The sequence below is a fragment of the Nocardioides sp. GCM10023255 genome, assembly GCF_042653125.1.
Classification (GTDB): Bacteria; Actinomycetota; Actinomycetes; order Propionibacteriales; family Nocardioidaceae; genus Nocardioides.
On record NZ_JBHSHU010000009.1, the window covers coordinates 1 to 19,674 of the forward strand.

Genomic DNA, 19,674 nt, shown 5'->3' on the forward strand with positions numbered 1-19,674 from the left:
GTCCCGGTCGCCGATCGGCCCAGCGCGCCGCCGGAGGCGCCGGCGCGTGCGGTGCTGCCGAGCGCGCGACCGCCGGCTGCGGACGCCGAGCCGGCGCCGCCGGTCGGGACGCCGAGCGGACCGCGCACCGCACCGGAGATGCCGGTGAGCCCGCCGAGCGCACCACCCCCGACGGCGCCGGTCGGCCCGCCTGCGGCGGGCGCAGGGCCACCGGTCGTGGTCCCCCCAGCCGGGGTCCCGCCCGGGACTCCCGCCCCGGGCGTCGTCCCGGCCGGTGGCGTCGACGACCCCGTGGTCGAGGCCGTGCCGCCCTGCGAGCTTCCGGGCGGCAGCGAGTGGTCGACCGGCTCCGCTGTGCTGTGGGTCGTCGTGAGGCCGGTCGTCGTGTCGTCCGTCGTGTGGACGGTGGTGTGGTGCGTGCCCGTGGTCTGCGAGGTCGTCGCGGTGTGGTCGCTGCGACCGCCGGGCCCGGGGACGTAGCCGCCCCGACCTCCGCCCGAGGGGGTGCCACCGGTGCGGTCACCGCCGCCGTCCCCGCCGTCGACAGGCACCGGCGGCCGGTCGGGCTCGCCGTGCACCTTCTTCATGGTGGCCGTGGAGTCGTCGTACACCGCGTCCAGGTGGTCCGCCGCGGCCCGGGCCTGCGCCTCCCGGTCGGCCACCGCGGCGTCGTACGCCGCCTTGTCGGTGTCGTACTTCTGGCTGGCCTTCACGTCCTCGGGGCTGCTCGCCCCTGGTGCCGTCCTGGGTCGGGTGGGCTCGGAGAGCGGGTGGCTGTCGAACGTCGCCTGCAGCCGCTCGGCGTGGGCGAGCGCACCGTGTGCTGCCAGGAGCGCCGAACCCGCGTCGAGCATCTGCTGCGACCGGGTGTCGACCTTCGCGGACACCTTGCGGAAGGCGGCGGCAGCGGCCTTGCCCGTCTCGCCGATCTGGTCCTGGATGTTCGGGGCAGCGTCCTCGAGGGCCCGGGCCACGTTGGCGAGCAGCCGGGCTCCGGCCGCCCACTCCGCCCGGGCGGTGTCGACGAGCCCGCTGTTGGCGCCCTGCACCGACGCGCGGAGGCGCTCCTGCTGGGGCCCCGTCACGAGGACGCACCTCCGTCGCCGAGGAGCTGGTTGCGCGCCTCGTGGTTGCGGCGATCGCCCTGGGACCGGTGGGCGACGTCGACCAGGATGTCGGCGGCGCGCTTGCGGTCGAGGTCTGCTGCCGCGGACTCGTCCGCACCGCGCACGAGCTTCTCGGCCCTGACCAGGCCGTCCTTGAAGGCGTTGAGGTCGGCGAGCACCCCGTGCAGGGTCTCGCGGATCACCTCGTGGGCCTTGGCGTGGTGGTCACCGAGCTCCAGGCCCTTGCTCGAGGCGCCGAACGCCGACGTCGGCACGGACAGGCTGGTGAACCGACTGTGGTGGACGTCGATGGCGCGGTCGTCGAGCGTCGCCATCACGTTGTCGATCGCGGCCTGGTCGATCTTGAGCTCGAGCTGGTCGTTCAGCTCCTGCAGGGCGTTCCTGAGGTCGCCGTACAGATCCGGTAGTGCCATGACGTGCTACCTACCCCCGTGTGTGTCATGTCGCGAACAGCGTCGACGGGGCCGGGTGCATGGTGAGCACCCGACCCCGTCGCGGACGACCCTGTCGTCAGATGTCGAACGACGCCGCGCCGCGCTGGTCCGCGGCCTTGTACTCGGCGTTCGACTGGTAGACCGTCTTGCTGGTCTCGTCGAGCAGGTTGCGCATCTCCTGGATGGCGCCGTCCCACTTGGCCTTGGCCGTCTGGTACGCCTGCTGGGCGTTACCGGTCCAGTCGCTGCGCAGCGGCGCGAGCTCCTGCTCGAGGCGGTTCAGGCGGTCGTCGATGTCCTTGACCGTGCGGTACATGTCCTCGGCCGCGGTGTCGAGGCCGGCGTGGTTGACGCGAAGTCCGTCGAGGTTCATGGGTCTCTCCTCAGTCCTGGTCGTGGCGGTCAGCCGCCGAGGCGACCGGCGGTCCGGTTGTAGTTGGCCGACTGAGCCTCGTCGGTGTTGATGTTGTCCCGCTCGGTGGACGTGAGGGACGCCTCGAAGTCGTTCAGGGCGTTCGTGATGACCTTCTGCTTCTCGGTCCAGGCCTGGTGCAGCGCGAAGAACGCCGAGCCGCCGGCGCCGGCCCACTTGTTGCGCAGGCCGCCGATCTGGCCGTCGAGACGATTGCTCATCCCGTCGAAGTCCTTCTTCGCGTCCGAGACCATCCCGGCTGCGCGGGTGAGTGTCTTCTCACCCTGTCCCATCTCAGGAGAGCTGTTCGACATGTGCCATTCCTTCCCCCGTGGCGGCGGCATGTCGCCGCTCGAGTTTCGTGGTGTTTCTCTGCCCTGTCAGTCCGACCCGGTTCAGCGCGACTCGGACACGGTGGCGTTTACCCGACGGGTTTGCACCTAAACATCGAGATGGACCGATTCCCACAGGCTGCGGAAAACCCCGGCCGCGACCAGCAGGGTGGCCACCGCCGCGGACCCGCACAGCGCCTCGGCCACCTCTGCGCGACGCGACCACCAGGCCGAGCGCCAGCCGCGCCCCGTCGCGACCGCGACGACCACCAGCAGCACCGCGGCCACGACGGAGACGACGGCGACGACCAGCCCGGTCCGGCCGGAGAGGGTCGGCAGCACGGCGACCGCCAGCGTGACCCAGCACGCCAGCCCCGCGGTCCGCAGCAGGGCGCGCGCGGCGCTGTGCCGGTAGCTGCGCGCCGCCAGCAGCAGGCCACCCCCGCAGAAGAGGACCAGGCACCTCGCGCCGATCCTGTCGATCGGGAGGGTGACGGTCAGCAGGAGCAGCGGCGCCGACAGCGTCGCCACGACCAGGATCGCCACGCTGTAGGCCGTGACGATGCGGGTGCCCCGGGAGGCCACGGCGGCGACGGCGGACCTGGACACCACCGCCCGGCCCCGACGGCCAGGCCGCCGGTCCCGGGCCGACCACGCGGTGACCGCGAGCCGCTCGAGGTCGATGAGCACGTTGTCGGGGACGTCGATGGCGAAGCCCGGCACGAAGCGGGCGGCCAGCATGGTCGCCAGCAGCAGCACCGCCCACGGCACCTGCGGGGCGAGGCCCAGCAACGCGGCGACGGCGGTCAGGAGGAAGACGCCCACACCGACGGCGATCCACACCCGCAGGGCCTCCTCCGTCCGGCGGTCGAGCGCCCGGGCGACGGCGGCGGCGACGGCTGCGACCAGCGCAGCGACCCCGATCACGGTCGGGAGCCGCTCCGGGGCGGGGTCCCAGGCCACTGCGAACGCGGCCGCGCCGGCGAAGGCCGGGGCAGCGACGGCACGATGGGCCGCGAGCGGACCGACGGGCAGCACCCCGATGACGGCGGCGACGGCGAGCAGGGCCACGGCGACCTGGTGCAGCGACGAGGACTCGGTGCGCGCCGCGAACCAGCCGGAGAGCACGGCGGCACCGACCGCGAGGCAGAGCCAGAGGACCGCGACCGGTCCCGGCCCCCCGGCCACCGAGCGGACCCCAGCGCCGCGCTCGGTGGACACCTCCGCGGGTGGGGTCGCTGACGTGGTCGCGACCAGGAGGTCACCGGTCGAGATGCCCACGGTGGCCAGCGCCGTGTCGGCGCCGAGCGGACTGCCGAGGCTGGTGAACAGGAACGGGACGGTCTGGAGGCCGGACTGCTGGGCGTACTCCCGGGCGACGTCGACCGCGGCAGCACCGGCGGGGACCACGAGGTCCAGGACGCCCAGCGGCCCGTGGACACTCAGGGCCAGTCCGTCGGCCCCCGCACCAGCGACCACGCTGCCTCCCCCGATCGATGCCCGGGCGCCCGCCGCCCGCGGAGTGCAGGGTAGTCGGTGTCCTGGGCCACGCCTATCATCGAGCGACCACACGACGAGCGGGGAGTGGGGACGTGACATCTCGGGACCGGGCCGGTGCGACGCGCGCCGGCAGCGCCTCGATCGCGCTCGCGCTGGCAGCGCTGCTGCTGACCGGGTGCACCGGCTCCCAGGACTCCGCTGCCGGTGAGAGCGGCCGACCGCCGTCCTCCGCGACCGGCTCGCCGCAGTCCGGGCCGCCGACCCCGAGCGTGCCACCCGCCTCGGGCAAGGCCGTCGACACCAGCTACTTCACCGCGCACGTGCCCCGGGGCTTCACCGTGGACGTGACCGCCGAGGACTTCTCCATCTACACCTACGACCCCGGCGGCAGGACCGAGATCTCCTTCGGGATCACACCGACCTACGGCAAGCAGCCCACCCTCGACCAGCTCGCGCACAGCACCCTGCGTCACGGGCTGTGGGAGCGCGACCCCCGGATCGCAGACGAGACGACGCTGGCCGGTGAGCCGGCGTACCACCTCACCGGCCCGGTGGGCCTCGGACGGCACACCGAGACCTACGGTGCCGCCTACCGGGACCGGCACATCGACGTGACCATCGACAGCGTCCTGCCGGTCCCGGAGCTGCGTCGGCTCGCGGACTCCGTCCTCGCCAGCTGGCAGTGGAAGTGACGCGCACGGCCGGCACGGCGCCGGCCGCCTCTATCATCGGGCGACGGCGAGACCACAGGGGGACTTGGTGAGTACGACGCTTCGCGGGACCCGGCTCGACGAACCCGAGATGCCCACCGGGCAGATCGTGCTCCAGCCGCCACCGCAGATCGAGCCCAACGAGGGCGCCAGCGGCGTCCTGATGAACGCGATCCCGATGCTGGGCAGCCTCGGCTCGATCGTGCTGGTGGCGACGATGGGCAACGCGACCGGCGGGCGCAGCTACATCGCGGCCGGCATGTTCCTCTTCGCCACCCTCGGCTTCATCATCGTGCAGCTGGACCGGCAGCGTAAGCAGCGCACCCAGCAGGTCAGCGGGTCGCGCACGGAGTACCTCCGCTACCTCGCCAACGTCCGCAAGGTCGCGCGCGAGGCCGCCGACCAGCAGCGCCGCGCCCTGACCTGGCACCACCCCGAGCCCAGCGCGCTCCCGGCGCTGGCCGAGGAGCGGACCCGCGTGTGGGAGCACGGCAGCGCCGACGCCAACTTCCTGCACGTCCGGTACGGCGTGTGCGCCCAGCCGCTCTCGCTGGAGCTGGTCCCGCCGGAGAGCGCGCCCATCGACCAGGTCGACCCCGCTGCCGCCTCGGCGCTGCACCGGCTGCTGGTCGTGCACCGCCTGCAGCCGGACCTGCCGGCGTCGGTGGACCTGCGCGCCTTCGACCGGGTCGAGGTGTGCGGCCCGGAGGAGCCGGCCCGGTCCCTGGCCCGCGCGATGATCTGCTCGGCCACCACGTTCCACTCCCCCGAGCACCTCGTCGTCGCGGTGCTGTGCTCGGAGCAGAACCTCGCGCACTGGGACTGGATCAAGTGGCTGCCCCACGGCCTGAGCGCGCGCGCCTCCGACGCGGTCGGCCCGATGCGCATGGTCTCGACGTCGCTGACCGACCTCGCCGCGCTCCTGCCCCCGGACCTGAGCGACCGGCCGCGCTTCGGCGCCGCCGAGCGGCCGGCCACCCCCCACATCCTGCTCGTCACCGACGGCGCGGCCCTCCCGCCGGGCAACCACGTCATCCCGCCAGACGGGCTGCACGGCGTCACGCTGCTCGACCTGCCGGCCCGCTGGGACGAGCTCGACGACGCGACCCGCCTGCGGATCCAGTTCGAGGGCGAGGCCGCGTCCGACGGCCGCTTCCCGGTCCGGGCGCTGCGACTGCGCGAGGAGCCGATCCGCGCCCGGGTCGACCAGTGCGACCTGGCCACCGCCGAGGCGTTCGCCCGGCGGCTCACCCCGCTGCACACGATCGCGTCCGGTCCCAGCGAGGACACGTCCGGCGAGATCAACGGTCCCTCCGACTTCATGGAGCTCCTCGCGCTCGGCGACGTCCGCTCGTTCGACCCGGCGGCGGCCTGGCGCCCGCGTCCGGCACGCGACCGGCTGCGGGTGCCGATCGGGCTCGGCGAGGGTGGCTCGGTGGTCCACCTCGACATCAAGGAGTCGGCACAGCAGGGCATGGGCCCGCACGGCCTGGTCATCGGCGCGACCGGCTCCGGCAAGTCCGAGTTCCTGCGCACGCTGGTCCTCGGGCTGGCGCTGACCCACTCCCCCGAGCAGCTCAACATGGTGCTCGTCGACTTCAAGGGTGGCGCGACGTTCGCCGGCATGGCGGAGATGCCGCACGTCTCCGCGGTGATCACCAACCTCGCCCAGGAGCTCACGCTGGTCGACCGCATGCAGGACGCACTGTCCGGCGAGATGGTGCGGCGCCAGGAGCTGCTCCGCGAGGCCGGCAACTTCGCCTCGGTGCGGGACTACGAGAAGGCGCGTGCCGCCGGCGAGGACCTGGCGCCGCTGCCGTCGCTGTTCCTGGTGGTCGACGAGTTCTCCGAGATGCTGTCGGCCAAGCCGGAGTTCATCGACCTCTTCGTGGCCATCGGCCGCCTCGGCCGCTCGCTCGGCCTCCACCTGCTGCTCGCGTCGCAGCGGCTCGAGGAGGGTCGGCTGCGCGGCCTGGAGTCCCACCTGTCCTACCGGGTCGGCCTGCGCACGTTCAGCGCCGGCGAGTCCCGCTCGGTGCTCGGCGTCCCCGACGCCTACGAGCTGCCGGCCGTGCCGGGCCTGGGCTACCTCAAGCCCGACCCCTCCACGCTGCTGCGGTTCAAGGCGGCCTACGTGTCCGGTCCGCCGTCGGGCCGGGTGCGGGTACGTCGCGACGAGGGCGGCCACCTCAAGGGCATCCTGCCCTTCACGATCTCCGAGGTGCACACCCTCGAGACCTCCGAGCCGGAGCCCGAGCCGGTGGCGGCGCCCGACCACGGCGACCAGCAGTCGCTGCTCGACATCGCCGTCGACCACATGGTCGGCCAGGGTCCGGCGGCCCACCAGGTCTGGCTGCCGCCGCTGGACGTCCCCGACACGCTCGACGAGCTGATGGCTGACCTCACCGAGGACCCCCAGCTCGGCCTGGTCTCCCCGCAGTGGCGCGGCCTCGGCGGCCTGGTCATCCCGCTCGGGACCGTGGACCGGCCGCGTGAGCAGCGCCGCGACACCCTCACCGTGAACCTCAGCGGCGCCAGCGGGCACGTGGCCGTGGTGGGCGGCCCGCGCAGCGGCAAGAGCACCCTGCTGCGCACCATCGTCACCAGCCTGGCGCTGACCACGACCCCGCTGGAGACCCAGGTGTTCGTCCTGGACTTCGGCGGCGGCACCTTCGCGCCCCTGACCAAGCTGCCGCACGTCGCCGGCGTCGGCACCCGTTCCGAGCCCGACGTCGTCCGCCGCATCCTCGCGGAGGTGCAGGGCGTCGTCGACCGGCGCGAGGCCTACTTCCGGGCCCAGGGCATCGACTCGATCGAGACCTACCGCTCCCGTCGTGCCGCCGGCCGCGCGGACGACGGGTACGGCGACGTGTTCCTCGTCGTCGACGGGTGGAGCACCCTGCGCGCCGACTTCGACGACATCGAGATGGAGCTGCAGCAGCTGGCCACGCGGGGTCTCACCTTCGGCCTCCACATCGTGGCCGGCGCCGCGCGCTGGGCGGACTTCCGCGCGGCGATGCGCGACATGTTCGGCACCCGGCTCGAGCTGCGTCTCGGCGACCCGATGGACTCCGAGATCGACCGCAAGATCGCGGCGCTGGTGCCCAGCGGTCGGGCTGGTCGCGGCCTGGTCCCCGGCAAGCTGCACTTCCTCGCCGCGCTCCCGCGGGTCGACGGCGCCCCCGACGCCGACACCCTCGGCGACGGCGTGGACGACCTGATCAAGCGGGTCTCGGCCGCGTGGCACGGCCCGTCGGGCCCCAAGCTGCGCCTGCTGCCCGAGCGCATCGACCTCGCCGACGTGCTGGCGCAGGCCGGCCCCGCCGACACCGACAAGCGCCTGCTGCTCGGCATCAACGAGAAGGAGCTGGCGCCGGTCGGGCTGGACGCCGACAGCGAGCCGCACCTGCTGATCTTCGGTGACGGGCAGTCCGGGAAGAGCGCGGTGCTGCGGACCTACGTGCGCGAGATCATGCGCACGCGGACACCGCAGGAGGCGCAGATCGTCATCGTGGACTACCGCCGCTCGCTGCTGGGCGAGGTCCCCGACGAGTACCTCCTCAACTACCTGACCTCGGCCACCCAGGCCCAGCCCGCGATCCGCGACCTCGCCAGCTACCTCGAGAACCGCATCCCCGGACCCGACGTCACCCCGGAGCAGCTGCGCAACCGCGCGTGGTGGAAGGGCGCGGAGGTGTTCGTCGTCGTCGACGACTACGACCTGGTCGCCACCCAGCAGAGCTCGCCGGTGCAGGCGCTGCAGCCGCTGATGGCCCAGGCACGCGACGTCGGGCTCCACATCGCCGTCGCCCGCCGGTCCGGAGGCGCGTCTCGCGCGCTCTACGAGCCCGTGCTCCAGTCGATGCGCGACCTGGCCATGCCGGGGCTGCTGCTGTCCGGGTCCCCCGACGAGGGCCCGCTCATCGGCAACATCAAGCCGCTGCCGGCGCCGCCCGGCCGTGGCCGGCTCGTGTCGCGGGACCGCGGCATCGAGGTCGTGCAGATGGCCTGGACCGACCAGGCGCTGTGAGCCGGTCCGGCGAGACGTACTTGTAACTCCCAGTCAACCTCCCGGCGATCTGGACCCTGCAGGCTGGTGCCACGTCAACCGCACACGCACCACCCTGGGGGCCGACATGGAGAACAACGCCACGACCGGGCACGACGTCGACCGCGTCGCCGAGCAGCGCGACCTGCGCACGCGGCACGCGCAGGCGCTCACCAGCCTGATGGAGTCCCGCGCCGACCTGCGCGGCGTCAACGCCTGGGCCGACTTCGTCGACGACTCGGTGCGCTGGTCCGCCTGAGCGACGGGACCGGCCGGCGCCGTCAGCGCCGGCCGGTGCGGAACATCCCGCGCGCGATCTCGCGGGCGGCGGTGCGCACGAGATCCTTGAAGACCGGTGAGGTGACCACGTCCGTGACCAGGTCACCGGTGTCCTCGGGCGCCCGCGAGCCGCTCCTGCCGGTGCCCTTCCTCGCCGGCGGTCGCGGCGTCCGGGTCCGCGGCTGCCGACCGGCAGGCTCCCGGTCGGCCCGCTGCTCCTCGGCCTGCTTGCGGGCGCCCTCCTCGAGACGGGCGGCCAGCATCTCGCGGGCGGAGTCCCGGTCGACGGGCACGCCGTACCTCGCCTGGCCGGGGCTGGCCGCGACCGCGGCCTGCATCGCGGCGGCGTCGGCCGGGCCCATGAGGGACTCGGGCGCGCGCAGCCGGGTCCAGGCGACCGGGGTGGGGGCGCCACGTTCGTCCATCACGGTCACGACCGCCTCCCCGATCCCGAGTCCGGTGATGACCTCGCCGAGGTCGTCGTACGCCGACCGCGGGTAGGTGTCGACCGTCGCGCGCAGCGCCTTGGCGTCGTTGGGCGTGTGCGCCCGCAGCTGGTGCTGCACCCGCGAGCCGAGCTGCGCGAGCACGTCGTCGGGGACGTCGGTGGGGCTCTGCGTCACGAAGAAGACGCCCACGCCCTTGGACCTGATCAGCCGCACCGTCTGCGCGACCTGGTCGAGGAACTCCTCGGACGCGTCGTCGAAGAGCAGGTGGGCCTCGTCGAAGAAGAACACGAGCTTCGGCTTGTCGACGTCGCCGACCTCGGGGAGGTCGTGGAACAGGTCCGCGAGCAGCCACATGAGGAACGTCGAGAACACGGTCGGCCGGTCCTGCAGGTCCGGCAGCTCGACGAGGCTGATCACGCCACGCCCGTCGGCTGCCGTGCGCAGCAGGTCGGCGGTCTCGAATTCGGGCTCGCCGAAGAACGCGTCGGCGCCCTGGTCCGAGAACGCGATCAGCTCGCGCAGGATCACCCCGGCCGTCGCGGTGGAGAGCCCACCGAGACTCTTGAGCTCGGCCCGGCCCTCGTCGCTGACCAGGTGCGCCACCACCGCTCGCAGGTCGGCGAGGTCGAGCAGCGGGAGCCCGGCACCGTCGGCGTAGTGGAAGACCAGCCCGAGGCTGGAGGCCTGGGTGTCGTTGAGGCCGAGCACCTTGCTCAGCAGCACCGGGCCGAACGCGGACATCGTCACCCGCAGCGGGACGCCCGTGCCCCGCCCGCCCAGGGCGTAGAGCTCGACCGGGAACCCGGTGGCGCGCCACTCCTGGCCGACCGAGGCGGCCCGCTCCGCGACCTTCTCGCTCGGGGTGCCCGGAGTCATCAGGCCGGACAGGTCGCCCTTGACGTCGGCGGCGAACACGGGGACCCCTTGGGCGCTGAGCTGCTCGGCGAGCAGCTGCAGGGTCTTGGTCTTCCCCGTCCCCGTCGCGCCGGCCACGAGGCCGTGCCGGTTCACCATGGCCAGGGGGATCCGGATGCGTACGTCGCTGAGCCGGTCGGCGTCCAAGACCAGCCCGCCGAGGTCCAGCGCCGGCCCCTCGAACGCGTACCCGGGGGCGACCGCCGCGGCGATCGGGCTCTCACCTGCGGCGGCTGCGGGCGGCGGCATGTCGGTCATGGCCCCGAGACTACGAGCGTGCGTCCCCCGGCCGCGCGATCTCGCGCGACGGCGCCCGCACGGACGCGGTGGTTATAGTCGCGGCGTGATCTTCAAGCGCGTCGGCGAGGGGCGGCCGTACCCCGACCACGGGCTGTCCTCGCGGGCGTGGGCGGCCGTGCCGCCGCGCCAGGTGCGCCTCGACGAGCTGGTCACCACCAAGGACACGCTGCAGCTGGCCGCGCTGCTCGACGAGGACTCCACGTTCTACGGCGACCTGTTCGCCCACGTCGTGGAGTGGCGCGGCGAGTACTACCTCGAGGACGGCCTCCACCGGGCCCTGCGAGCCGCGCTGCAGCAGCGCAACGTCCTGCACGCCCGCGTCCACCTCGTGGAGGGCTGATGCGCGCGGGCGCCCGGTCTGCCGCCACCATCGGCGTCCTGGGTGTCCTGCTGCTGGTCGGCGCGCTGTGGGGCTGGTCGGCGATGACCGAGCCCTTCCCCGGCAAGGCCGACCCGGCGCTGTGCGAGGACCAGCCGGTGGCCGAGGGCGAGAAGGTCTTCCCCGAGCAGGTGGTCGTCAGCGTCTTCAACGCCGGTGACCGTCAGGGGCTGGCCGCGCAGACGATGGCGATGCTCCAGCGACGCGGCTTCCAGGTCGGCGAGAGCGGCAACACCTCGCGAGGTGAGGACGTGGCGAGGGTGCAGGTCTGGACCGACGACCGGCACAACCCCGCGGCGCTGCTGGTGGCCCGCCAGCTCGGGTCGCGGGTCCCGGTCGTCGAGAAGCGGAAGACGCCCGGCGCCGGGGTCGCCGTGATCGTGGGGGACGGCTTCGACAAGCTGGTCCGCGGTCCCAGGAAGATCGTGGCCCGCAGCGATGCCGAGATCTGCTCGCCTCCGGTGAGCTGAGCCGCGACCGTCACCCGCGCCGGCGCTCCTCCTCGCGCCCCAGCCACTGCGCCAGGCGACCGCCCTCGCTGACCTGGCGCAGCCGCTGCTCGGTCTGCACCCGCAGCTTGCGCGGCGTGACCACGAGCAGGTCGTCGCCGTGCCGCAGGACCGTACGCCGTTCGGGCACCAGGGTCTCCCCCTCCCGGATCACCATGCTCACCGAGGCACCCTTGGGCAGGCGCAGCTCGCCCACCTCGACGCCGTGCATGCGCGAGACCGGGCTGATCGAGACCTGCAGCAGGTCGGCGGCGATGCGCTCCAGGGGCGCCGCCTCGACCTCCAGGCCCCGGGGCTCGGAGCGGCGGGCGACCTTCAGCACCCGCGCGGCCCAGGGCAGCGTCGGCCCGGTCAGCAGCGTGTAGATCACGACCATCACGAACACCAGGTCGAACAGCCGGGTCGAGCCCTCCACCCCCTCGGCGAGCGGGATCGTGGTGAGCACGATGGGGACCGCACCGCGCAGCCCGGCCCAGGACAGGAACGACAGCTCGCGCCAGCCCATCCGCTGCACCACCGCGCTCACCACCACCGACACCGGCCGGGCCACGAACGTGAGCACCAGGCCGGCGACCACGGCCAGCCCCAGGGTGGACAGGCTGATGCGTGACGGCGTCAGCAGCAGTCCGAGCATCACGAACAGGCCGATCTGCGCCAGCCACGCCACGCCCTCGGCGAAGGAGCGGGTCGCGGCCCGGTGCGGGAGCTCCATGTTGCCCAGCACCAGCGCGGCGACGTACACCGCGGCGAAGCCGGAGCCGTGGACGGCGGCGGCGGTGCCGTACGCCAGGAACGTGAGGGTCAGGACCGCCAGGGGGTAGAGGCCCGAGGACGGCAGCGCGGCCCGGCGCATGATCCAGGCACCGCCGAACCCGCACACGAGACCGAGCACGGTGCCGGCCGCCAGCTCGTAGACCACGATCCCGGCGGTGCCGAGGAGGCCGTGGTCGGCGACGGCACCGGTGGAGACCAGGGTCACCAGGACCACGGTCGGCGCGTCGTTGAGCCCGGACTCCGCCTCGAGGGTGCCGACCAGCCGCCGCGGCAGCGGCACCACCCGGAGCACGGAGAACACCGCGGCCGCGTCGGTGGGCGACGTCACCGCCCCCAGCAGCACGGCCAGCTGCCACGGCAGGCCGAGGACGTAGTGGGCGGCGAGCGCCATGACCGCGACGGACACCGCAACGCCCACGGTCGCCAGCGAGAGACCCAACCTCATCGAGGGCCGGGCCTCGCTCCACCGGGTGGTGAGACCACCCTCGGCCAGGATCACCGCCAGCGCGGCGAAGCCCAGGGAGTGGGTCAGCTCGGCGTTCGAGAAGTGGATCCCGGCGCCGGACTCACCGAGCGCCACCCCCATCAGCAGGTAGATCAGCAGGCTGGGCAGGCCGGCCCGCGAGGAGAGCCGCACGGCCAGGATGGCCAGGAACGTGACCGCGGACCCCACCAGGACGAAGGTGTCGAGCTGGTGGACGTCAAAGGTCAAGGGTCACCTCGCGCAATCGCAGGGGCGGCGGACACGCAGTCTAGCGGGGCGGCTCGGCGGCCGATCGTGGACGCGCACGCGACGTCGTTAGGGTCGAACGGGTGAACCGCTTCGAAGCCGCCAGCCGGGCGAACGTGCCGCCGTTCCACGTGATGGACCTGTTGGCGGCCTCCGCCGAGCGACAGCGCACGCACGGTGACACGCTCAACCTGCTGGCGGGGCAGCCGAGCACGGGCGCGCCCGTCCCGGTGCTCGAGGAGGCGGTGCGCCTGCTCCGGTCGGGGGAGGCGCTCGGCTACACGCCCGCCACCGGGATCCTCGAGCTGCGCGAGGCGATCGCTGGCCACCACCGTCGCACGCACGGGATCGAGGTCGACCCCGACGAGGTCGTGGTCACCACCGGGTCCAGCGGCGGCTTCCTGCTCGCGTTCCTCGCGGCGTTCGAGGCCGGTGACCGCGTCGCGATGGCCCGCCCGGGCTACCCCTGCTACCGCAACGTGCTCACGGCGCTGGGCTGCGAGGTCGTGGAGATCCCGACCGGGCCGGCGACCCGCTTCCAGCCGACGGTCGAGCAGGTGGCCCGCATCCCGGACGTCAAGGGCCTGGTGCTGGCGAGCCCGGCCAACCCCACCGGCACCATGCTGCTGCCCGCGGAGCTGGCCGACCTCGCCGCGTGGTGCGACGAGAACCGCGTCCAGCTGATCTCGGACGAGATCTACCACGGCATCGAGTACGCCCCGCTCGACGGCGGCGCCCCGATGTCGCGCAGCGCGTGGGAGACCAGCCGCCGGGCGGTGGTGTTCAGCTCGTTCTCGAAGTACTTCTCGATGACGGGGTGGCGGATCGGCTGGATGCTGGCGCCGGCCCACCTGCGTCGTGCGGTCGACGTGCTGACCGGCAACTTCACGATTTGCCCGCCGGTGCTCGCCCAGCACGCGTCACTGGCCGCCTTCCAGGACGCGTCGTACGCCGAGCTGGACAGCCACGTCCGGAGGTACGCCCACAACCGGAAGCTGCTCCTCGAGGGCCTGCCCCGGCTGGGGATCACCGAGCTGGCCCCCGCCGACGGGGCGTTCTACGTGTACGCCGACGTCGGGCACCTCACCGACGACTCGATGACCTTCGCCCACGACCTGCTCGCCCGCACCGGCGTGGCGGTCGCGCCGGGCGTCGACTTCGACACCGTCGACGGCAACCGGTTCGTCCGGCTGAGCTTCGCCGGGCCCGGCAGCGACATCCAGCGGGCGCTGGACCGGCTGGCCGGCGCCCTCTGAACCGGCTGCGTCACAGTCCGGGGACCAGGGACCGGTCGACGTACCCGTTGCGCACCCGCTGCGGGTGGTCTCCGACCCGCGCGCTCTGCACGACCCGGCCGGTGCGGTAGGAGATCTTCGAGATCCGGTCCGACCCGCTCCACGAGACGTAGCACGTGCGGCCGTCCCAGCTCGGCGTCACCCAGTAGGGCTTGAGCCCGGCCTTCAGCAGCCGGCCGCGGTCGAAGGTGCGGGCGTCGACGACGGTCGCGTAGTCCGACATGGTGCCGGCGACGCAGAGCTTCGTGCCGGCCGGGTTCATCGCGATGCCGTGGTGGGCGGAGTCGAGGAGGTACTGCTCTCGCGGGGTGTCCTTCACGAGGTTCGGCAGGTGCTTCACCCGGGTGATCCGCCCGCTCGCGCGGTCCATCTCGAGGAAGCCGTGGAGGAACGAGACCTGGAAGTAGAAGGTCCGGTCGTCGGGGCTGAGGGTCAGCGGCCGCACGGCGGTGCTGGTCCGGGTCATGCCGCGCTCGTCGAGGGACTTGCGCAGGTCGTACCTCCGCAGCACCTCGAAGGTGCGCGCGTCCACGATCTCGAGCAGCCGCTCCTGCTTGGTGGCGTCGGCCTCCGGCTGGTCCAGCGGGCTGTAGACCATGCCGATGCTGGCGTGCAGGATCCGGCGGCCGCCGTCGATGAAGACGCTCTCGTGCGGGGAGCCACCCGAGGGGAACTGCCCGACCTCCTTGCCGTCGCGCACCCGCAGCACGTGCACGACACCGGCCGTCGAGGCGCTCACGACCACCCGCCGACCGTCCGGGGACATGGCCATGTGGTCGGAGCGGTACCCCGCGACCGGGAAGCGCCAGACGATCTTCTTCGTCTCCAGGCTGATCGCGACGACGTCCGCGAACGACGGCCGCGACACCACGAGCAGGCGCCCGTCGCGCGAGGAGTACATGTCGTCGACGAGCTGGTCGTGCCCCTCGCCGATCTCCTGGCGGATCGCGAGGAAGAAGGTCATCCGGACCGGGTTGGTGGCGATCTCCTGCATCCGCTCGTCGCGGTCCGGGACCACGTCGATCCGTCCCAGCCGCTCGAAGGAGCCGGGGGCGAGGACGTCGGCGGTGCCGTCCCAGTTGTTGCCGACGAACACCGCCCGCCGCACGTCCGGCTCCGGCGCGTCGCCCGCCGCCGCCGTCGCCCCGGGGGCCGCAGGCAGCACCGACGCCAGCACGGCGAGCAGGGCACCGGGGCCGATGAGACGGCGGACACGGAAGCGAGGCATGGCAGCTCCTGGGGGTGGCGGTCGCGGGTCGGACCCGTCGCGGTGGCCAACGACCCGCGCCGTCCGGGGGTTACGAGCCCTAGCCGGTTCCCGGGTTTCGTCGACCCGCTCCGCGGGAAAGCGGCCGGGTACCACCCTGAAAGGTTGTGAGTGACGGATGTACGGCGACTCGGGCGTCATGCGCAGGCGCGCCGCCCAGCTACGCGAGCAGGGAGTCGACCTGCGCGCCCTGGCCGACCAGCTCGTGGCCCGCACCGAGTCCATCGCGTGGACCGGCCGGGCCGCCGACTCGATGCGCCAGCGCATCCGCGACCGGGCGGCGCAGGTGCGCGAGGCCGCCGCGCGGCACGAGACCGCGGCCGAGTCGCTCGAGCGTCACCTGCTCGAGGTCGAGTCGCTCAAGGAGACCATCGCGAGCACCGAGCGCCGGGCCGACGCACTGGTCACCGAGGCGCGCACCCGCGTCGCCCGCGTGGAGGCACACGCCGACCCCGCCGGCCTACGCCGCTCCCCCGACCCTGCCGACGCCAGGCTCGCCGCGTTCACCCCACCGCCACGCGGCCACAAGGACTGGCTGACCGTCGAGATCCCGGGACTCTGACATGCCCACCATCGACCTGAGCACCCCGCCACCCGAGCCCTCCGGGCTCCTCGACGCGTTGCCCCGCCGGGCGGCGCTCACCCTGCCGGAGCTGCGCCTGGTCGCCGAGCGTGCCGGCGACGCGCCGCTCCCCTTCGACGTCGTGGATCCCGCCGGCACGACCACCCTGGACGGCCGCCTCGGCCAGAGCCGGGCGTCCACCGAGGACGAGGCGTGCGCCGCGGCACTCGCCGCGCTGCACGACCCGGCCACCAGCCTCGCCCGGCGCGGGCTCTTGGAGGGCGAAGTCGTCGACCCGGGCCTCGTCGGTGCGGTCGGCCTGCTGGCCACCCCGGCGATCGCCCTCGACCTCGACATCGGCGTGGGCAGCGTCCGCGCCAAGGCCTGGCACCGACAGGCCGACGACGCCGTGGCCACCCTCTCGACGGTCGACGGCATCGTCTTCGAGGTGGCGTGGTTCCCGGTCGCGCAGTGGCCGGGCGAGCTGGCCCGCGTGGCCGTGGTGCCCGAGGACCTCACCCTCCACGACTCCGCGTTCCCCCCGGTCGTCGACCTGCCGTACGAGCTGCTCGACGCAGCCGGCGAGGCGGCCCGCGGCGGCCGCTCCGACCTGGTGCCGGTGCTGGTGGCCCAGCACGCCGGCGCGGTCCGCGACGAGCAGGGGACGCCCCTGGCCGACGCCGACGTGGCCGGGCTGATGACCGCGCTCGGGACCGAGACCCGGGGCCGGCTGCGCGCCATGGTCGCGGACGTCTCCGGCAAGGACACGCTGGTGGCGGGCGTGGTCTCCTGGGTGCTGCTCGCCGACGGGTGGCACGCCCTGCGGCCGCGCCGCGAGGGGGACGAGCACCGGGTCGAGATCCGGCGCGTCGAGCCCGGCGACCTGGCCACCGGGCTGGCCCCCGTCCTCGCGGAGGTGACGTCATGACCGAGCGTGCCGGCTCCGACGAGGTGCGGGACACCCCGCTGACTGCGGTCGAGTCCGCCGACCTGGACGACAAGTACGACCGCATGCTGCGGCTCGCCGCGCTGTTCGACAGCGCCGGGGAGGAGATGCGCGGGCGGGCCCGCCTCGGGGCCGAGGTGCTCGGTGACCCCGCGGTCGCCGAGTCCGCGGAGCTCTCGCCGCCGACCTTCGCCGTGGCGGAGGACGACATCCGGGCCGCGACCACCGGCAAGCACGGCTTGCTGACCAGGTCGGTCGAGCTCGATGCGGACGCGCTCATCGTCCGCGCGACCGTGCTCACCTACCGCTGGATCGACGAGCTGCAGGACGCGGCGTACAAGACCCTGGGCGCGATCGCCGGGCGGGCCATCGGCTACCTCGCCCCCGAGGTCGCGCTCGGTGGCGCGATCGTCTCGGCCGGCCTGATCGAGACCGACGCGCTGGACCGGGACGGGGTCGCGGCCTACCTCAGCGAGCTCGCGGAGAACAACCCCGAGCTCATGGACCACGTCACCAGCGGCGGCGGCGGGCTGCTCGACGGCCTGCAGATGCGGTCGCTGCTGACCACCGGCGTGCTGGCCGGCGAGCGCGGCCGGCTGGCCGCCCGCGGCGGGCTCCGGGCCGCCGGCGTCGAGCCGTTCCCCGTCGACGCGGGCTCGGCGTTGCGCGACATCGCCGGCGGGCTCGTCGAGGTCCCTCCCGTCGAGGAGGCCGCCGACACCGCGCGGTCGGCGGCGCCGCGCAACCTCGAGGAGCTGATGACCACGCTGGCCGAGGCCCCGCGCAGCGTCGTCGTCCAGCAGGTCGACACGTCCCGCTTCATCGCCTACCTCTCCGGGCCCGACGGCGGCTCGGACCGCCGGCTGCGGCTCGTCGGGGGCGACCACTCGGCGTACACCCGTCAGGTGGTGCGCGCCCTCGAGGCCGCGGTCGAGGGCGTCCCGGACGCCCGGGTCATGCTGGTCGGGTCGGCCCGGGGCGGGGTCGCCGCGGCCGAGGTGGCCGCGACCCACACCTCGGAGACCTTCGCCGTCGAGCAGCTGGTCACGACGGGCGCCCCGTCCGCTGGTGTGCCCCGGATCCCCGAGGCCACGCGGGTCCTCGCGCTGGAGGACCGCTCGGACCCGGTGGCGCTGCTCGGCTCGCTGGTCAACGCGGGGGCGGGCAACCGGCTCACGGTGGTCTACGACGGCGCGGGCCAGCAGGGCCACGGCGCGTACGTCGCCGGTGGTCGCGCCGCCGACTCCGCCCCGCACCCTGAGGTGCGCGCGGAGATCCAGCGCATCCAGGAGCTGGGCTACCTGGCGGGATAGCGCTCACAGGAGGTCGTGCACGAACTCCCCGAGCTGCGTCAGGTTGCGGCACTCCACCATCGGCACCACGTCGCCGTAGGCACGGGCGGCCGAGTCGCCGGTGTCCCAGTGCCGCCGGTGCTCGGGGTTGAGCCACCAGGCGTGGCGCGCCGTCCCCGCCAGCTCGGCGAGCACCGGCAGGGAGAGGTCGCTGTAGTTCGAGCGGGCGTCGCCGAGCACCAGCAGCGACGACTTGGGGCCGAGCACGTCGGGGAAGCGCCCGGCGAACGTCGAGAACGCGCGACCGTAGTTGGTGCGCCCCCACAGGGCTGCGTGGGCGGTGCTGGCCGCGAGGTCCGCCATCACGTCCGCGACGTCGGCACCCGGCCGGAAGTGCCCGGTCACCTCGTGCACGTCGTCGACGAACGTGAAGGCGCGCAGGTTCTGGAACTGCTCGCGCAGCGCGAAGACCAGCAGCAGCGTGAACTGGGCGAAGCTCGCCACCGACCCGCTCACGTCGCAGAGCACCACCAGCTCGGTGCGGTGCGGGCGCTTCGGCTTGTGGTGGGTGACCAGCGGGACGCCGCCGGTCGAGATGGACGCCCGGACCGTGCGCCGGAAGTCGAGCGGCCCGCGGCGACGGGCGTGGTGCTCCCGGGTGAGCCTGGTCGCGAGCCGACGTGCGAGCGGGTAGATCTCGCGCCGCATCTCCTCGAGGTCCGCCCTGCGCGCGGAGGTGAAGTCGAGCCGGTCGATGGTCGGCCGCACGGCCACGTCGGCGACGTGGTCCGCACCCTTCTCCTCCGCGATCCGGCGCCGGGCGTCGTCCTCGACCATGCGGGTGAACGCGCCGACCCGGCGACCCGCCACCCGCGCCGCCTCCTCCTCGGTGCGGCCCTCGGCCAGCAGGGCCGCGACGATGCGGTCGGTCAGCTCGGCGGGCGACACCCGGTTCAGCGCGGTGTACGCGGACCACGAGGACAGCCCCGGCCCACGGCCGGGCATCGCACCGAACCGGCCGACCATCTCGACCGCCAGCCGCAGCTGCTCCTGCCGCTCCCCGGCCGCGTCGTCCGAGGTCAGGGCCTCGAGCAGTCGCTCCCGGAACGAGGCGAGCGCGGCCGCGTTGTCCCGGACACCGCCCTCGCCCTCGTCGGGCTCGGCGGCGACGCCCTCGCCGACCAGGCGGGGGAAGTAGAGGTCGAAGAGCGTGTCGAAGGTGGCGCGCTGGGAGTGCCGCTTGACCAGGGTGGCGGCGTACGCCTCCCGCACCGTCGAGCGGTCGTCCCACGGGAGCACCCGGAGAGCCGCCACGGCGTCGACCCCCTCGGCCAGCGAGACCGGCAGCCCGGCGCCGCGCAGCGCCTCGAGGAACGCGATGTGCGAGCCGGTCAGGGACATGGCGCCGTCAGCC

17 protein-coding genes and 1 pseudogene are annotated in these 19,674 nt (G+C 73.7%); 9 read left to right on the top strand and 9 right to left on the bottom strand.

Annotated features, from left to right (window positions below; translation table 11 throughout):
- The 5 genes and pseudogenes from ACFO9I_RS13760 to ACFO9I_RS13780 form a co-directional block, all read right to left on the bottom strand.
- Positions 1-1,085, bottom strand: a pseudogene (locus tag ACFO9I_RS13760) (hypothetical protein); the annotation flags it as partial.
- Entirely contained in the window at positions 1,082-1,540 is a 459-nt protein-coding gene (locus ACFO9I_RS13765; RefSeq protein ID WP_379181753.1) for a hypothetical protein, read from the bottom strand. The pseudogene ACFO9I_RS13760 and the gene ACFO9I_RS13765, both read right to left, overlap by 4 nt.
- 97 nt (positions 1,541-1,637) lie before the next feature.
- Complete coding sequence (locus ACFO9I_RS13770) at positions 1,638-1,934, bottom strand: WXG100 family type VII secretion target (protein WP_379181755.1); 297 nt, start codon at positions 1,932-1,934, stop codon at positions 1,638-1,640.
- Between the two features lie 29 nt (positions 1,935-1,963).
- Entirely contained in the window at positions 1,964-2,287 is a 324-nt protein-coding gene (locus ACFO9I_RS13775) for a WXG100 family type VII secretion target (RefSeq protein ID WP_379181757.1), read from the bottom strand.
- 126 nt (positions 2,288-2,413) lie between these two features.
- The gene (locus ACFO9I_RS13780; protein ID WP_379181759.1) at positions 2,414-3,784 is read right to left on the bottom strand and encodes a hypothetical protein; all 1,371 of its coding nucleotides are present in this window, start codon (positions 3,782-3,784) and stop codon (positions 2,414-2,416) included.
- A gap of 113 nt (positions 3,785-3,897) precedes the next feature.
- Between ACFO9I_RS13780 and ACFO9I_RS13785 the strand changes: the two genes are divergently transcribed.
- The 3 genes from ACFO9I_RS13785 (at position 3,898) to ACFO9I_RS13795 (ending at position 8,822) form a co-directional block, all read left to right on the top strand.
- Positions 3,898-4,497, top strand: a complete 600-nt coding sequence (locus tag ACFO9I_RS13785) for a hypothetical protein (protein WP_379181761.1) — start codon at positions 3,898-3,900, stop codon at positions 4,495-4,497.
- A 67-nt stretch (positions 4,498-4,564) separates the two neighbouring features.
- Positions 4,565-8,545: a type VII secretion protein EccCa gene (gene eccCa, locus ACFO9I_RS13790; protein ID WP_379181763.1), complete on the top strand. Its 3,981-nt coding sequence runs from the start codon at positions 4,565-4,567 to the stop codon at positions 8,543-8,545.
- Between the two features lie 106 nt (positions 8,546-8,651).
- A complete protein-coding gene (locus ACFO9I_RS13795) occupies positions 8,652-8,822 on the top strand; it encodes a hypothetical protein (RefSeq protein ID WP_379181765.1) in 171 nt (56 codons plus the stop codon).
- A gap of 22 nt (positions 8,823-8,844) precedes the next feature.
- On the opposite strand, the gene ACFO9I_RS13800 is transcribed toward ACFO9I_RS13795, so the two are convergent.
- A complete protein-coding gene (locus tag ACFO9I_RS13800) occupies positions 8,845-10,464 on the bottom strand; it encodes a helicase HerA-like domain-containing protein (protein ID WP_379181767.1) in 1,620 nt (539 codons plus the stop codon).
- Positions 10,465-10,549: 85 nt separating this feature from the next.
- Here ACFO9I_RS13800 and ACFO9I_RS13805 point away from each other — a divergent pair, with 85 nt between their 5' ends.
- Complete coding sequence (locus tag ACFO9I_RS13805; protein WP_379181769.1) at positions 10,550-10,846, top strand: type II toxin-antitoxin system VapB family antitoxin; 297 nt, start codon at positions 10,550-10,552, stop codon at positions 10,844-10,846.
- Positions 10,846-11,355 (top strand): LytR C-terminal domain-containing protein, encoded by a 510-nt coding sequence (locus tag ACFO9I_RS13810; RefSeq protein ID WP_379181771.1) that lies wholly within the window; start codon positions 10,846-10,848, stop codon positions 11,353-11,355. Before ACFO9I_RS13805 ends, ACFO9I_RS13810 begins: the two co-directional genes overlap by 1 nt.
- Positions 11,356-11,365: 10 nt before the next feature.
- On the opposite strand, the gene ACFO9I_RS13815 is transcribed toward ACFO9I_RS13810, so the two are convergent.
- Positions 11,366-12,880: a potassium/proton antiporter gene (locus tag ACFO9I_RS13815; RefSeq protein WP_379181773.1), complete on the bottom strand. Its 1,515-nt coding sequence runs from the start codon at positions 12,878-12,880 to the stop codon at positions 11,366-11,368.
- Between the two features lie 101 nt (positions 12,881-12,981).
- On the opposite strand from ACFO9I_RS13815, the gene ACFO9I_RS13820 reads away from it, so the two are divergent.
- The gene (locus ACFO9I_RS13820) at positions 12,982-14,154 is read left to right on the top strand and encodes a pyridoxal phosphate-dependent aminotransferase (protein WP_379181775.1); all 1,173 of its coding nucleotides are present in this window, start codon (positions 12,982-12,984) and stop codon (positions 14,152-14,154) included.
- A 10-nt stretch (positions 14,155-14,164) separates the two neighbouring features.
- Here ACFO9I_RS13820 and ACFO9I_RS13825 read toward each other — a convergent pair whose 3' ends face one another.
- Complete coding sequence (locus tag ACFO9I_RS13825) at positions 14,165-15,421, bottom strand: YncE family protein (protein ID WP_379181777.1); 1,257 nt, start codon at positions 15,419-15,421, stop codon at positions 14,165-14,167.
- Positions 15,422-15,578: 157 nt separating this feature from the next.
- On the opposite strand from ACFO9I_RS13825, the gene ACFO9I_RS13830 reads away from it, so the two are divergent.
- Genes ACFO9I_RS13830 through ACFO9I_RS13840 form a run of 3 tightly spaced genes read left to right on the top strand, consistent with a single transcriptional unit; the run spans position 15,579 to position 18,281 of the window.
- Positions 15,579-16,022, top strand: a complete 444-nt coding sequence (locus ACFO9I_RS13830; RefSeq protein WP_379181779.1) for a hypothetical protein — start codon at positions 15,579-15,581, stop codon at positions 16,020-16,022.
- 1 nt (position 16,023) lies between these two features.
- A complete protein-coding gene (locus tag ACFO9I_RS13835) occupies positions 16,024-16,950 on the top strand; it encodes a hypothetical protein (protein ID WP_379181781.1) in 927 nt (308 codons plus the stop codon).
- A complete protein-coding gene (locus tag ACFO9I_RS13840) occupies positions 16,947-18,281 on the top strand; it encodes a hypothetical protein (RefSeq protein ID WP_379181783.1) in 1,335 nt (444 codons plus the stop codon). Before ACFO9I_RS13835 ends, ACFO9I_RS13840 begins: the two co-directional genes overlap by 4 nt.
- A gap of 3 nt (positions 18,282-18,284) precedes the next feature.
- Here ACFO9I_RS13840 and ACFO9I_RS13845 read toward each other — a convergent pair whose 3' ends face one another.
- Positions 18,285-19,661 carry a vWA domain-containing protein gene (locus ACFO9I_RS13845; protein WP_379181784.1) on the bottom strand — a complete coding sequence of 459 codons (1,377 nt, stop codon included), beginning with the start codon at positions 19,659-19,661 and terminating at the stop codon, positions 18,285-18,287.
- Between the last annotated feature and the right edge of the window lie 13 nt (positions 19,662-19,674).